Genomic DNA, 15,325 nt, shown 5'->3' on the forward strand with positions numbered 1-15,325 from the left:
GTTAGGCCCCGTGTTGTACCGGGTTGTTGGGGTTGGCGCACCATTGTGACCAGCCGCCCATGTAGATTGCTGCTCCGGGGAGTCCTGCGTGGTGCATGGCGGCGACGGCTTGGCAGCTGTGGATGCCGGATCCGGAATAGATAATGACGTCGCGGGGGTCGGTGACTCCGACGGATTCAAACGCTGTGCGGATCTGCTCGGGGGTTTTGTATGTGTTGTCTTCGTTAAGCAGTTCGCGGGAGGGCAGGTTGACTGCGCCTGGGATGTGTCCTGCCTTGAGGTCTAGGTGCTCTTTGCGGCCTTGGTAGCGGTTTGCTTCGCGAGTGTCGATGAGTAGTTTGTTGCCTGCTTTGACGTCATCGATGGTGGCGACGGGAAGTTGGCCGGGCTCTGGGGTTAGGGTGCAGTTGTTGTGTAGGTTGCCGGGGCCGCCTACAGTGTCGCCGCCGGCTGCTTCCCATGCATCGAGTCCGCCGTCGAGGATTTTGACGTTGCTCACGCCCGCCCAGGTGAGGATCCACCAGGCACGTGCGGCGTAGATGCCTTTGCCTTGGTCGTAGACGACGACCTCATGGTTGTCTTGGAGACCCCAGGAGTTGAATGCGCGTTGGAGTATTGCTTTGTCAGGCAGTGGGTTTCGTCCGAGCTTGCTGCTGGGTACCGCGGCCAGTTGGGTTGCTGGGTCACAGCTCAGTGCTGTGGGGATGTGCTCGGAGTGAAACTTTTTTTGAGTTGCGCCTTCGCCAGCGACCCAGGTGCAGGCCAGCAGTGTTGTGCGGCTGCCGTGGTAAAGCCGGTTGGTGAGTTCCTCGACGCTAACAATGATACTCATGCCTATCAGTGTAACCCTGGTCAGAGTGGGTCGGTGAGTGTCCAGTAGACGACACATATCAGTGATGGTCAACATCGTTGTGCCTTCTTCACGGGCAATAAAGCAGCATTTGTTGTCTACGGTTGCTGTTTCGCGAAGAAGACGGCCGCTTTTTTTACAAACGCGTTTTCGGCTTCCAGTTGGGTGATGTAGCGGCCTTTGTCCGCCAGTGTGTGCGCATCTGCGAAGGGTTGCTTGTTGTGGCTACCGGAGCCGGTGCCTTCGGTGCCGAGGCGTTGCGACATCCAACGGTTGTGGGTGCTTAAGGATACGCCGTGGCAGGCTACCCCCGAATGTGACCCATACTGCAGCAAAGCTTAAAAATAGATTAAAAAACCGGGAAAATGCACTCACATACCTGTGGATAATATGAAGAAGTAGGGGATGCCAGTCAATTGGCATCCCCTACTTCAACTACCTAGGGCGACGGGAAACTAAACGCCTACGCTCAAGGACTCGCCGTCCTCGGCGACACTCACCAACACGGCATCACCATCACGCACATCGCCAGCCAACAGCTTCTTAGCCAACTGGTCACCAATGGCCTGCTGCACCAAACGGCGCAACGGGCGGGCACCATACGCAGGGTCGTAACCACGCTCCGCCAACCAGACCTTCGCGGCGTCATCAACGATCAGCGTCAACCTGCGGGCAGCCAAACGCTTCTGCAGAGACCCAATCTGGATGTCAACGATGCTGGTCAGCTGCTCCTTGCTTAGAGGATCAAAGATCACAACATCATCCAAGCGGTTCACAAACTCCGGCTTGAACGCTGCCTTCACCGCGTCCATCATCTGCTCCCTAGTACCGCCGGCACCCAGGTTGGAGGTGAGGATCAAGATGGTGTTGCGGAAGTCCACCGTGCGGCCCTGGCCATCGGTCAAGCGACCTTCGTCCAACACCTGCAACAAAATGTCAAAGACATCCGGGTGGGCCTTTTCCACCTCGTCGAACAGCACCACGGTATAGGGGCGGCGGCGCACAGCCTCCGTCAACTGGCCACCCTGGTCGTAACCAACGTATCCGGGAGGAGCACCAACCAGGCGGGCAACAGCATGCTTCTCGCCGTACTCGCTCATGTCGATGCGGACCATAGCGCGCTCGTCGTCAAAGAGGAATTCCGCCAAGGACTTCGCAAGCTCCGTCTTACCCACACCCGTGGGGCCGAGGAACAGGAAGCTACCGGTGGGGCGGTCAGGATCGGACACGCCCGCGCGGGCACGTCGCACAGCATCCGACACTGCCACGACGGCTTCGTCCTGGCCAACAACGCGCTTGGCGAGGAAGGACTCCATCTCCAGCAGTTTTTCGGTCTCACCCTGCATCATCTTGCCGGCGGGAATACCAGTCCAGGCGCTGACCACCTCGGCGATGGTGTCCGGGGTGACTTCCTCCGACAGCATAGAATTGTTACCGGATTCCGCCACCTCCGCTTCAGCCGCCTCGGCTTGCTTCTCCAACTCGGGGATGCGGCCGTAGCGCAGCTCTGCAACCTTGCCAAAGTCACCTTCACGCTCGGCAATCTCGGACTCCTGGCGCAGCGATTCCAGTTGCTCTTTGGCCTCACGCACCTTGTCAATGGCGGTTTTCTCATTGGACCAGCGGGCAGTCAGCTCGCTCAAAGTCTCGCGTTCATCCGCGAGTTCTTGGCGCAGCTTAGCCAGGCGCTCGACCGACGCGGCGTCCGTTTCCTTCGCCAGAGCCATCTCCTCGATCTCCAAGCGGCGAACCGTGCGCTCCAAAGCGTCGATCTCCTCCGGGGAGGAATCAATCTCCATACGCAATCGGCTGGCAGCCTCATCCACGAGGTCAATGGCCTTATCCGGCAGGAAGCGGGACGTGATGTATCGGTCAGACAGAGTAGCCGCAGCAACTAGCGCAGAGTCCTGGATGCGCACACCGTGGTGCACCTCGTAGCGTTCCTTCAGGCCACGCAAGATACCCACGGCGTCTTCAACACTGGGTTCACCCACGTAAACCTGCTGGAAACGACGCTCCAACGCGGCGTCTTTCTCGATGTACTTCCTGTACTCCTCCAGAGTTGTGGCACCAACCAAACGCAGCTCACCGCGGGCAAGCAACGGCTTGATCATATTGCCGGCGTCCATTGCGGAGTCACCGGTCGCGCCGGCACCAACGATGGTGTGGATCTCGTCGATGAAGGTGATGATCTGCCCGTCGGCATTCTTGATTTCGTCGAGCACGGCCTTAAGGCGTTCCTCAAACTCACCGCGGTATTTAGCGCCGGCGACCATCGAACCCAGGTCAAGGCTAATCAGCGTCTTGCCCTTGAGGGACTCAGGGACGTCACCCGCAACAATACGGCGTGCAAGACCTTCGACAATGGCTGTCTTACCCACACCGGGCTCACCAATAAGCACCGGATTATTTTTGGTACGTCGGCTCAGCACCTGTACCACGCGGCGGATTTCCTCATCCCTACCAATGACGGGATCGATCTTGCCTTCGCGGGCACGCTTGGTGAGGTCGGTGGAGTACTTCTCCAATGCCTGGAACTGCCCCTCGGGGTCCTCGCTGGTGACGCGTTGGCTACCGCGCACAGTCGGAAAAGCACCCTTCACAGCGTCGTAGGTAGCGCCCAGTTCTTGCATAGCTTTCGCAGCATCGGATTCTCCGCGCGCAATACCTGCAAGCAGGACTTCGGTAGAGACAAACTCGTCGCCAAGCTCACCGGCTAGCTCTTGGGCTGCGGTAAAAGCGTTCAGGCAGTCGCGGTTAAAGTTCGGCTTCGCGATACCGGAGCCTTGGGCTTTGGGGTAAGAATCGACAAGTGCCTGCGCCTTAGTCAGCACCTCATCGGCTTCAACGCCTGCGGCTTTAAGCACCGGGTAAGCGATGGAATCTTGCTGTTTAAGCAACGCCACCAGTATGTGGGCTGGGCGAATGTCGGGGTTTCCTAATGCACTGGCCTGCTGCAAGGCTGCCTGTAAAGCTTCATTGGTTTTTGTGGTTGGTGTGAATGTATCCATTATGTTTCTCCTTTTGTCTATGGGGCTTGTTGCGCCCTCTTATTATGTATAACGCACGAGAAGTTGAGTGTGTTCCACTCAAGTAAAAAAATCTACAAAATTTTTTGAGTCGACCACACTCAACCTCGCGCGCTGCGGCATAATGAGGTGGTGACTCTCGCCGACACCCTCCGCGCCGACCCACAGCGCCTCACCCACTTCGGCGACCTCGCACACTCCGCGCTCCTGCGCCGAGCCCCAGGCCTCATATCGTTTTTCGGCCCCAACCCCCACACCGAACTCACCACCGCAGTCCTGTTCACCCTCACCCACAGCACCCCGGGCCCGCAGGATTCCGGCACACAAACACCCCTCTCACCGCGTATTGACGCCGCGGGGGTCAGTGCCCTGCGCGCCCTCGCCGCCGAACACGTGGCCTACATGCCACCCGACCCCGCGCTGTACCTTGCCGCAGCGGACGCCCTCTGCGAAGCACTACGCGATAGCTGCGCCGACCAGCCCTTCCAGCAGGTACTCGCAGCCGAAAAAGCGCTGCGCGCAGCATGTTCGCTCATGGCTACGCACGCCGAAACCCTAGAGTCCACAACCACCACCGCAACCGTCGTCGACGTCGAACAGCGCAACGCGGACATTGTTGTCGTCCGCATGGTCGCGCAACGCCCCATCACTTACCTCGCCGGACAGCACGTCCAGGCCTGCCCGGATATCACCCCCGGTCAGTGGCGCCGCCTCGCCCCCGCCCTGCCACCCAACGATCAAGGCCACGTCGAATTTCACTTGCACAAGCCTTCCCCGATGCCCCGTACGGGCGACACCTGGACACTGGGGCTTGCCAGCGGGAATACCGCCGTGACAGGCGATCAGGAACTACTTCTCATTGCCGAAGAAACAGGTCTCGCATCGGCCCGCGCGATCATCCTCGACCTGCTCCAACGCGGCGTCACTACCCGCACTCACCTATTCTTCGGTGGCACTTCACCGGGCCGGCTCTATGACCTTTTGGGGCTGTGGCAGTTGGCCGGCACAAGCCCGTGGTTATCCATCACCCCGGTCTACCAGGAAGAACAAGATCCCTGGTGGTTGTCCCCCACCGAGCATTGTTCCTGCCCCCGCGGCCTACACCTGCCCCACATCGGGTCCCTTGCTGACGTAGTTCCGCGCTTCGGCAGCTGGGAGGACCGGGACGTGTTGATCTTCGCACACGATCGCACCATCAATGACGTCGCGTCGGCCATGCGTGCAGCAGGCACTCCGGGCAGTCACATCCGCTCGCTGCGTACTGCTTCCGGCTAATCGTCGGCCAGCACCGGCAGAGTTTTTCGCACGGCGTCAACACCCTCGACGTCCAGATCGTAGATGAGCAGTCCGGGCTCGGCACCAAGGCTATCTGCAGGGGTTCCGTCCGCTAGGAAAACACCGCTATTGCCCACGCCGCATGGGCCTTCGCGAGTAATCCCTTGGGTTTCGGGGTCCGCCTGGTCGACAGCGAAAACCACGCAGGTGGAGTCCATTGCCCGAGCAGAGCCCAAGGTGTTCCACTGGCGTACTTTGCCCGGCCCACTTTGCCACGATGCGGACACGATGATCGCCTGGGCCCCAGCGCGTGCGAGCTGTTTAAACTGCTGCGGGAAGCGGATGTCGTAACAGGTTGCTACGCCCCAGCAGATCCCTTCGTAGGTGAAGGTCAGATTGGCTTCGCCTGGCTTGACGTTGTCAGACTCTTTAAACCCGAAGGCATCGTAACAGTGGCGCTTGTTATACCGGTGCTCAGTGCCGTCCGGCAGGACGACGAACAAGGTATTGTGCACCCGATTGCGCCCCTGTTGGTTGTCGGCTGGGGTGAAGCCACCGACGACCAACGCGATGGAATGCTCTTGAGCTGCCTGCCGGATGGGGGCTAGGAAATCTTCGATGCACTCCGCATTGTGATCGAGCCGCCCGGTTCCAAAAGCCTGCGACGTTGCCTCCGGAAACGCCACAAGTTGCGCGCCTTTCCCGCTTGCCTCGGAAATTAGTTGGCATACTTGCCGGGCATTATCGGAAGGGCTGGGACCTGTTGTGAGCTGGGCTAGTGCAACACGCATGGGTCAAGCCTATGTGAAATTCTTCTAACTCGCAGCACTATTGTCCACAACCAAGCTATGCGGATACAGTGCCCACAGCACAGGTATCTCGCACACTGGTGCCATGACTTCCAAACAATCACCGCTCAACGAACACTTAAGCATTATGAACTCCAGCTTTTTGGATGCGATGCCTTGTTTCGACCCGATGCCGCGACCACAAGTGTCACCGCCCGACTCAACAGGCTTAGGCTTTTGCGAACACCTAGGATCCTTAGAAACCTTCCGATCCGCCGCATCAGATTTAGTATCTGCCTGCGAGCACTCAACTTCGCTTATGGATCAGGCAGTTGCCCAGCTGCGGGCATCGGTTGCAGAGTTTATTGCCAACGTGTGGCAGCAGGACGATGTCCTGGCCGAGGTGTTGGATGGAGGGCGCACGCGGTGAGTCTTCGTCTACCCACCGGCCCACCCCCAGCATCCCATGGCTTATCCACCCTCGAGGCAGCCTTGTACGTGTGGGCACAGCAACTGTCGGATCATCGCGAGCTCGTCAGCGATAGCTGGTATGCCCACCTTGGGCGAAGCGTCAGCGGAGCAGCCTTCGACGAAGCGTTCACCACCCACCTGCGGCTGACCTCCCCCGCTGAACAGGTCATCTCGGTGTTGCAGCAGGCAGCAGGTGTTACCAGCGCAATCGCCACCGCCCGTCGGAATCTTGAGCATCGAGTGGCCGAAGCAATCGATCATCTTGCTGCCGTGGGGATTTACCTGCGCTCGGGGAATATGTTGTATGCCGCGGACCATGCGGTCGAACTACTTCCTGACGCTCGGGCATTGTTTGATACTTTTGGTCAGATTTCCTGGGCCATAGACCAGCATGGTGCCGCTGAGCTTCGCCGTATCGCGCAATTCACCAATCCTTCCCTCATGCCCGTGTTAACTGCCGCGGCAGATGGCCTCGACCAGCTCGATGCGCCGTGGCCGCCTCATCCCCATGACGTGAAGCTGTGGGTTTCACAGCACCCTGAGGCGGAATTGCTCGACTCCCCCGGTGAAGGCTTTGCCTACGCAGTCGGCGATCCCGGCGCCAGCAGCCACATCATTATTGTCGGCGGTGTTGGGTCCAGCAGCGACAGTTCGTGGGAACGCAACCTGCAGCGGGCGTTGACGACAGCGGCCGCAACAGATTCTCGTGTAGTGATGTGGACGGGTTATGACGCCCCGGGGGTGCTGCCCTTCGGTATCAGCGACCGACGCGCGCATGACGCCGCCGGGGATGTTCATTCATTCATCGAGCACTACGCCAATCAACTAAGGGACAATGATTCCAGTAGTGGCTCGGATCGTACCTTAACGTTGGTGGGCTATTCCTATGGTTCTCTAGTAGCGGGCCTTGCAGCGCGCCAGGGCCTGCCCGTGGATTCCGTGGTTTTTGTGGGCAGCCCGGGGACTGGGGCGCATGATGTGGAGGATCTTCGGATCAAGCCCGGCGGAAAAGTGTATGCGGTGATGGGCACTTCAGATCCGATACGGGTGGCAACCAGCAACCATCAGGGGCTGTTCGGTCCCGACCCGGGTGGTGAATCTTTCGGAGCGATTGGGGTGGAAGTCCCCGCGGACCACAGTGGCTACTGGGAAAGCGAGGACTTCCTCGATGTACTCCGCCGGGCTTCAGCTCCCTAGGGCCAACCCGGGGGGATATGGCTCCTTAGAACAGGCCGGTGGGCTTGTAGGAGTAAGACACAAGCATGCACTTGGTCTGGGTGTAGTGCGCCACCATATTTGAGAAAAAAATTTACAAAAATCTTTGCTTAAATTTGCAGATCACTTTCGTTAAGCTAAAAATCGCTGGTAAGCCCCCCTCGATAATGTCCCAAATCCTCAAAATGTGATATCACTTTATGTATGAGTAATGACCCAAAAATCCCCCAAACCGTCGAAGTGTCTACCGATCCAGTAGGCCACACAGGCACCAACGTTGATGTCCAGGAACGGCCCGCAACCACAGGCGGGGCAGCAGCCGCCATTAGCACCCTCGTCATTGCAGTCGCCCTGCTGGGAATTGCAGCCTTGCTCGCGCTTCAAGCCATGGCGGCACTCATGGAAACTAGCGTTGGCCTGGGCATACTACTTGGCATTGTCGCCGTACTGGCACTGATCGCCTCGCCCATCCTGTTCAGCATGGTCAAGGTCGTCTCCCCCGGACACACCCAGGTCCTGCAGCTGTTTGGCAAGTACCTAGGCACCAACCGGCGGACGGGACTAACTGTCGTCCCACCGCTGTCCTACGCAACGAAAGTCAGCGTACGTGTCCGCAACTTCGAGACCAACGTCCTCAAGGTCAATGATGCCGGCGGCAACCCCATTGACATCGCAGCCATCATCGTCTGGCAGGTAGCCGATACCGCTAAAGCCACCTTCGCCGTGGAAGAGGTCGATGAGTTCATCCGAGCCCAAGCAGAATCAGCCCTGCGCCACGTCGCCTCAACCCACCCCTACGCCCCCTCAGCGCAGTATGCGCATTCCCTCTCCGGATCCACCGACGTCGTAAGCGCGGAAATCGCCGATGAGGTCGCCGCCCGCGTCGCCGTCGCAGGCCTCGAAATCGTCGAGGCTCGCATCTCCGCCTTGTCCTACGCGCCGGAAATTGCCCAGGCAATGCTGCAACGCCAACAGGCCTCGGCAATCGTGGATGCGCGGGAAACCATCGTCGAGGGCGCAGTTTCAATGGTCGAATCCGCCCTCGACCAGCTGGAAAAGCGCGACATCGTTGACCTCGATCCCGAACGCCGAGCAGCGATGGTTTCCAACCTCCTGGTCGTACTGTGCAGCGAAAACAACACCACCCCCGTGGTCAATGCCGGCAATCTGTACCCCTAAAACGACCGCCTCATGCCAAGGAAACAAGTCCCCCTTCGGCTAGACCCCGACGTCTATGCCGCCCTTGCCAGGTGGGCGGCTGATGACCTCCGTAGCGTCAACGCACTCATCGAAGTGCTCCTTCGCGATGCCCTCAAGCGGGAGGGCCGCATGCCCCGCAGCGCCGGCCCACTACCCCGCCGGGGTCGACCACCTGAAAAAGAGGTGTAAATTACCAACTACCCACTATTGGAAACATTCACCGGAAGACCAAATGCACAGAATATCTTGGCAGCCCTACGTACTTGGCGCACTGGTCAGCGAAAGTTTTCCTAGTGTTCGTCGTCGCCCTCGTCGTAGTACCTATCCTGTTGGCGGCACTGTCCTAAAAGAACCGCACTAACTAACAGCTGCGACCTCTACGGTTTTCCCACACCACAATCGACGTCGAACGAGGCACATGCACCAGCTCACCGCGCGGCCGACCCCTTTGCGCCGAAAGACGTTCATTGTCCCGCCGCAACTGAGCATTCTCAGCACGCAAAGCCTCATTTTCCACCTTGAGCTGCAGAATTTCCTTAATGCCAGCAAGGTTAACGCCCTTGTCCTGGCTTAGCCGCTGAATCGTACGCAATGTATCAACGTCATCTTGCGAATAGCGGCGGCCACCCCCACGAGTCCGGGCGGGGGTCACCAAACCCATGCGATCGTACGTACGCAACGTCTGCGCATGCATCCCAGCAAGCTCGGCAGCTACCGAGATGACATACGCCTTCTCACCCTGCTCCGACTGCCCGGCCGAAGAACGCGAATTGTTGCTCATCACTCATCACGCCCCTGCCCAGCCATCACGCGGATCAACACCCTGAGCAGCCACAGCGTCAGCGTAAGCCTGCAGCGCCTGCTTCGCGGCGTCATCAAGCGAGCTGGGAACCTGCACAGCCAGCTTCACCAGCAAGTCACCGGCAGCGCCCTTGCGGCGAGGAACACCCTTGCCCTTAACCCGCAACACACGGCCATCGTTGGTGCCGGCAGGAACCTTCACCTTCACACGACCATTCAGCGTGGGGACAGACAAAGTTGTACCTAAAGCCAACTCTTCAAAGGATACCGGCACCGTCAACAACAAGTTGTCATTCTTGCGCTCAAACAACTTGTCAGGCCGAACGTGCACGGTGACCAACACATCGCCGCTGGGAGCACCATTAGGCCCAGCCTCGCCGCGGCCCGCCAAGCGCACCTTCTGCCCATCATTCATCCCCGGAGGGATCTTCACGTTGATCGTGCGATCACGATTCTGCACACCAGCACCGCGGCAATCCGCACACGGATCCGTGACGACGCGGCCGGAACCATTGCAGTCTGAACACGGCGCACTGAAACCGAAAGCACCACGGTTTTCATTGACGAAACCGCTACCGTGGCAGGTACCGCACGTCGTTGGGTTACCAGACGTCGACCCCGACCCATGACAGGTCTTACAGGGAGCATTGCCCTTGATCTGCAAACTCAGCTGCGTACCCAACACAGCCTCGCGGAAATCCAGGGTGACGTCGGTTTCTACATCCGACCCTCGCCGCGGCCGCGCTTGGCGGCGAGAAGAGCCACCGCCGCCACCCCACATGCCGCCGAAGATGTCGCCAAGACCGCCCTCCGCAGAAAAACCTCCACCCGGTCCAGATCCACCGAAGAGATCCGAGAGGTCGGAAATATTGAACCCTTCCTGCCCGCGAAACCTGCCGCCCTCAGCGCCTCCAAACCGGCCAAAACCACCCTGGGCGATCATGGCCTTCAGCTCGTCGTACTCCGCGCGCTTCTTTTCATCACCAATGACGTCGTAAGCTTCCGCAGCCTTCTTGAAACGCTCCTCTGCAGCAGCATCACCGGGATTCTTATCCGGGTGATTATCCCGGGCAAGCGTCCTGTACGCCTTCCTAATCTCGTCGTGGGTTGCGGACGAGGAGACCCCCAGATCCGCGTAATAGTCCTTTTCAGCCCATTCAGCTTTGCTCACTGGGCATCTCCTCCTTTCCGGCTATTCGACCGGATAGCTAAATAAATAATTTTTGTTTTAATGTTGTCTAAAATTTCCACTAAAAAGCGGGGTCAGCAGCAGAAATACTGTCCACCGACCCCGCTATTGTGGCCTAAAAGCAGCCTCGCTTAGGCCGGATCCGCAATAATCACCATTGCGGTACGGATCAGACGATCACCCATCGCCCAACCAGAGCGAAGGACCGTACCGATCACCTTGGTTTCACCGGTGGAGGTGTCCTGAACAGCCTCGTGGCGCTCAGGGTCAAACTCGTCGCCCTCTGCACCAAACTCGACAACGTCGAACTTGGTGAAGGTCGCACGAATTTTGTCATTAACCGCCTTCAGTGGCCCCTGCAGGTCACCGTGCTTTTCGGCGAGCTCCAGGTCGTCGACAACGGCCAACAATTCGGCAACGACGCTAGCTTTCGCGGCAGCCACCACTGCTGCTCGGTCGCGCTCGGTGCGACGGCGAAAGTTTGCGTACTCCGCCGTCACCCGCTGCAAGTCCTCTGTACGCTCAGCAAGCTGCTGCGCGACGTCAGGCTCAACCGTTTCGTCAACTGCTTCCTCAACCGACGCGGCGTCATCGTCCGGCTGTTCAGACTCCGACTGCTCCGACTGCTCCGCCAACTTGGCGAGAGCTTCCTCTTCAGACAGCGTGGTCGGCTCTTCCTGCTGATCGCTCACGACACAACACCTCTACTTACTTGTTGTCTTCGTCGTCGACAACCTCAGCGTCAACAACATCATCGTCAGAGTCGCCCTCAGCACCGGCCTCTGCAGCCTGAGTCTCGTAGAGCTCCTTGCCCATTTCCATGGACCCCTTGGACAGCTCCTCGACAGCGGACTTGATTGCCTCGATGTCCTCACCCTTCAGAGCCTCTTCGACACCCTTAGCGGCCTCTTCGACCTTGTTCTTGACGTCATCGGACAGCTTGTCGGCGTTGTCTTCGACAGCCTTGCGGGTCTGGTACACCATGGACTCAGCAGAGTTACGGACCTCCTGCTCCTCGCGGCGCTTCTTGTCCTCCTCAGCGTGAACCTCGGCGTCCTTGATCATGCGATCGATTTCATCCTGGGACAGGCCAGAACCATCCTGAATCTTGATGGTGTTTTCCTTGCCGGTGCCCTTGTCCTTCGCGGTGACGTGGACGATACCGTTAGCGTCGATGTCGAAGGTGACCTCGATCTGCGGAACACCACGGGGAGCCGGAGCGATACCGGTCAGCTCGAAGGAACCGAGCAGCTTGTTGGCAGCAGCCATCTCGCGCTCGCCCTGGAAGACCTGGATCTGAACGCTGGGCTGGTTGTCCTCAGCGGTGGTGAAAGTCTCCGAACGCTTGGTCGGAATGGTGGTGTTGCGTTCGATCAGCTTGGTCATCACGCCACCCTTGGTCTCAATACCAAGCGACAGCGGGGTGACGTCGAGCAGGAGCACGTCCTTGACCTCGCCACGCAGCACACCAGCCTGGAGGGCAGCACCGACCGCAACAACCTCATCCGGGTTAACGCCCTTATTGGGCTCCTTGCCACCGGTAAGTTCCTTCACCAGTTCGGAGACTGCAGGCATACGGGTGGAACCACCGACGAGCACAACGTGGTCAATGTCGCCAACACTAATGCCGGCATCCTTGATGACCTGGTTGAACGGAGCCTTGCAGCGGTCCAGCAGATCCTGGGTGATGCGCTGGAACTCAGCACGGGACAAGGTCTCGTCCAAGAACAGCGGGTTCTTTTCTGCATCCACAGTGATGTAGGGCAGGTTGATGTTTGCGGACTGGTTAGAGGACAGCTCGATCTTTGCCTTCTCAGCAGCCTCACGCAGACGCTGCAGAGCCATCTTGTCCTTGGTCAGGTCGATGCCGTTGGCTGCCTTGAACTTCTCAACCAACCAGTCAACGATGCGCTGATCCCAGTCATCGCCACCAAGCTCGTTATCGCCGGAGGTTGCGCGAACCTCGACCACGCCATCACCGATCTCCAGGAGGGAGACGTCGAAGGTACCGCCACCAAGGTCGAAGACCAGGATGGTCTGTTCCTTGTCCCCCTTCTCAAGGCCGTAAGCCAGTGCAGCTGCGGTGGGCTCGTTAACGATACGCAGGACGTTGAGACCCGCGATCTGGCCAGCCTCCTTGGTTGCCTGACGCTGGGAGTCAGAGAAGTAAGCCGGGACAGTAATGACGGCGTCAGTCACGTCCTCACCCAAGTAGGATTCAGCGTCGCGCTTGAGCTTCATCAAAGTGCGGGCAGAAATTTCCTGAGGGGTGTAGTTCTTGCCGTCGATGTCGACAGTCCAGTCCTGGCCGATGTGGCGCTTCACGGAGCGGATGGTGCGGTCAACGTTGGTGACTGCCTGGTTCTTAGCGGACTGGCCGACAAGAACCTCGCCGTTCTTAGCGAAAGCAACCACCGAGGGGGTGGTGCGAGAGCCTTCAGCGTTGGCAATAACGACGGGCTCGCCGCCTTCAAGTACAGATACAACAGAGTTAGTGGTTCCGAGGTCGATGCCTACTGCACGTCCCATAATGATTCTCCTTATTAGTTTTCTACGTTTCTTCTACAGTCCGGTTGAGCCTGCCTGACTCAACCTTTCACACCGTACAACGTATGCATCCTACAAACTTGTTCCCACTAGACTCAAGTTTTGCATGTGTTTTGCATCACATAAATGCAAAAAGGGCACCTAAGCTGGAATTTTACAACCAAATCAGGTGCCCATTGTCAGCGGCTCCAAGCCGCCGGGCCGACGCTAATTAACACTAATTGCGCCCGTGCGGCCCCCAGAAGGGAACTCCGGCACCGGAGGAACCATTCGCGCCAAAGGTCGCAAACATGCCATTGCCAAAGAAACACACGTAGCCGCAGCTACAAGGCCTGTTCGCACACGAAAAATCTGCATAACTTCCTCAAAAACGATGCAATACGGACGCCACCGACGGCGATAAACCACATGCCATAACGTGCACGGCCACACTATGGCCCCCGACAAAGGACGACAGCACAAGTGAAGCTTTCGGAGCGCTACGATTGCACAGTGTAGCGAATACAACACTTAGAACCCACACGACAACCCCATCACCCAAGTAGCAACGAAAGTAGCAACTGCAACGCGTTGTCCTCTATGGTTTGCACAGTAAATGCGTAATGAAGAAAAGGTGAAACGTGAACACAACCCCCCAAGGGCCCACCAACAGCCCTTCCAATGGTGACAGCCTGCCAGACCTGGCCGACACCATCGCCGACAACGTCGCCGACACCGCCGACGGCTCCGACGCGACTATGTCCGCCAGCACCGACCGCGCCATCATCATCGGCCGCGACGGCCGCTGGGTCGCTGGTTGGGCACTGCGCTTCATCGTCGTCGCCATCGCCCTATACATCGCCAGCATCGGGCTCGCGAAGGTATGGAGCGGCATCCTCCCCATCCTGCTCTCCATCCTGGTGTGCACCGTCCTTTGGCCGCCCGTGCGCTGGCTACGCGCGCATAAATTCCCGCCGGCACTAGCCGTCGCAACCGTCGTGCTCGGCTGCTTCGCCATCGTCGGTGGCATCTTCGCCGCCATGGCACCCACGGTGACCAGCCAATCCAAGGAGCTCTACGACCAGGCCCTCGCCGGCGCGTACAAACTGCAGGACTACATCCAGGGCCCGCCGCTGAACATTAAGGCCGAGCAGGTCAACAACGCCGTTGACGAACTCCTGGACAAGGCGCGCGCGCAGGGCGACGCCATCACCTCCGGCGTGATCAGCGGCGTATCCACCGCCTCTGAGGTCATCGTCACCGGCGTGATCTGCCTGGTCCTCACCTTCTTCTTCCTCAAAGACGGCCCCAAGTTCCTCCCCTGGGTACGCCGCACCACCGGCCCTAGCTGGGGCTACCACCTCACCGAGGTTCTCAGCCGCACCTGGGTGACCCTCGCAGGGTTCATCCGCGCGCAGGCCATGGTCTCCCTTGTCGACGCCATCTTCATCGGCATCGGCCTGATCGTTTTGAAGGTGCCGCTCGCGCTCGTGCTGGTCGTCCTGACCTTCTTCGCCGGCTTCATCCCGATCGTCGGCGCCATCTCCGCAGGCGCGATCTCCGTCCTCATCGCTTTGGTATCTAACGGTGTCACCAACGCCATCATGGTGCTCGTCCTGATCATCGCCGTGCAGCAGTTGGAGAGCCACATTCTGTCGCCCATCTTGCAGTCCAAGGCCATGGATCTGCACCCGGTTATTGTGCTTCTGTCCGTCACCGTCGGCGGCAGCCTGTTCAAGATCGTTGGCGCCTTCCTGGCTGTCCCCGTCGCCGCCACCATCGCCGTATGGATCCGCTACCACGGTGACCTCGTGGCTCTGCGCGCTGGCGAAAAAACCACCGATGACATCGAACTTGCCACCGGCGACAACAACGACGACAGCGGTAACGTCCTCGACACCATCAAGACGAAACTCTCCGCCATGGCAACTAAAACCAAAAAGGCATAGAGCTAACCCGCCCCTAGCTTTTCGGGCATGGC

The 15,325-nt window shown here is 58.9% G+C and carries 13 protein-coding genes; 5 read left to right on the forward strand and 8 right to left on the reverse strand.

What is annotated here, in order from left to right:
- Position 1: 1 nt before the first annotated feature.
- From L1C91_RS08330 to clpB, 3 genes are all read right to left on the reverse strand, one after another.
- Positions 2-832, reverse strand: a complete 831-nt coding sequence (locus L1C91_RS08330) for a sulfurtransferase (RefSeq protein ID WP_234858859.1) — start codon at positions 830-832, stop codon at positions 2-4.
- Positions 833-948: 116 nt separating this feature from the next.
- Positions 949-1,116, reverse strand: a complete 168-nt coding sequence (locus tag L1C91_RS08335; RefSeq protein ID WP_234858860.1) for a hypothetical protein — start codon at positions 1,114-1,116, stop codon at positions 949-951.
- 189 nt (positions 1,117-1,305) lie between these two features.
- Positions 1,306-3,861 carry an ATP-dependent chaperone ClpB gene (clpB, locus tag L1C91_RS08340; RefSeq protein ID WP_234858861.1) on the reverse strand — a complete coding sequence of 852 codons (2,556 nt, stop codon included), beginning with the start codon at positions 3,859-3,861 and terminating at the stop codon, positions 1,306-1,308.
- A gap of 150 nt (positions 3,862-4,011) precedes the next feature.
- On the opposite strand from clpB, the gene L1C91_RS08345 reads away from it, so the two are divergent.
- Complete coding sequence (locus L1C91_RS08345) at positions 4,012-5,154, forward strand: oxidoreductase (protein ID WP_234858862.1); 1,143 nt, start codon at positions 4,012-4,014, stop codon at positions 5,152-5,154.
- On the opposite strand, the gene L1C91_RS08350 is transcribed toward L1C91_RS08345, so the two are convergent.
- Positions 5,151-5,945, reverse strand: a complete 795-nt coding sequence (locus L1C91_RS08350; protein WP_234858863.1) for a nitrilase-related carbon-nitrogen hydrolase — start codon at positions 5,943-5,945, stop codon at positions 5,151-5,153. The genes L1C91_RS08345 and L1C91_RS08350 overlap by 4 nt on opposite strands.
- 423 nt (positions 5,946-6,368) lie before the next feature.
- Between L1C91_RS08350 and L1C91_RS09485 the strand changes: the two genes are divergently transcribed.
- From L1C91_RS09485 to L1C91_RS08365, 3 genes are all read left to right on the forward strand, one after another.
- On the forward strand, positions 6,369-7,610 hold the full coding sequence (locus L1C91_RS09485) for an alpha/beta hydrolase (protein ID WP_234858864.1): 1,242 nt from the start codon (positions 6,369-6,371) through the stop codon (positions 7,608-7,610).
- Between the two features lie 222 nt (positions 7,611-7,832).
- On the forward strand, positions 7,833-8,807 hold the full coding sequence (locus tag L1C91_RS08360) for an SPFH domain-containing protein (RefSeq protein ID WP_234858865.1): 975 nt from the start codon (positions 7,833-7,835) through the stop codon (positions 8,805-8,807).
- Between the two features lie 12 nt (positions 8,808-8,819).
- Positions 8,820-9,017: a hypothetical protein gene (locus tag L1C91_RS08365; RefSeq protein ID WP_081761669.1), complete on the forward strand. Its 198-nt coding sequence runs from the start codon at positions 8,820-8,822 to the stop codon at positions 9,015-9,017.
- Positions 9,018-9,189: 172 nt separating this feature from the next.
- On the opposite strand, the gene L1C91_RS08370 is transcribed toward L1C91_RS08365, so the two are convergent.
- The 4 genes from L1C91_RS08370 to dnaK form a co-directional block, all read right to left on the reverse strand.
- A complete protein-coding gene (locus tag L1C91_RS08370) occupies positions 9,190-9,609 on the reverse strand; it encodes a heat shock protein transcriptional repressor HspR (protein ID WP_234858866.1) in 420 nt (139 codons plus the stop codon).
- Between the two features lie 6 nt (positions 9,610-9,615).
- Positions 9,616-10,800 (reverse strand): molecular chaperone DnaJ, encoded by a 1,185-nt coding sequence (gene dnaJ, locus L1C91_RS08375; RefSeq protein WP_234858867.1) that lies wholly within the window; start codon positions 10,798-10,800, stop codon positions 9,616-9,618.
- 149 nt (positions 10,801-10,949) lie between these two features.
- Positions 10,950-11,510 carry a nucleotide exchange factor GrpE gene (gene grpE, locus L1C91_RS08380; RefSeq protein ID WP_234858868.1) on the reverse strand — a complete coding sequence of 187 codons (561 nt, stop codon included), beginning with the start codon at positions 11,508-11,510 and terminating at the stop codon, positions 10,950-10,952.
- A 16-nt stretch (positions 11,511-11,526) separates the two neighbouring features.
- Positions 11,527-13,347, reverse strand: a complete 1,821-nt coding sequence (gene dnaK / locus L1C91_RS08385; protein ID WP_234858869.1) for a molecular chaperone DnaK — start codon at positions 13,345-13,347, stop codon at positions 11,527-11,529.
- 755 nt (positions 13,348-14,102) lie between these two features.
- Here dnaK and L1C91_RS08390 point away from each other — a divergent pair.
- Entirely contained in the window at positions 14,103-15,293 is a 1,191-nt protein-coding gene (locus tag L1C91_RS08390) for an AI-2E family transporter (RefSeq protein WP_234858944.1), read from the forward strand.
- Positions 15,294-15,325 lie beyond the last annotated feature (32 nt).

Origin of the sequence: Corynebacterium argentoratense, from assembly GCF_021491455.1 — a bacterium.
GTDB classification, from domain to species: domain Bacteria; phylum Actinomycetota; class Actinomycetes; order Mycobacteriales; family Mycobacteriaceae; genus Corynebacterium; species Corynebacterium argentoratense_A.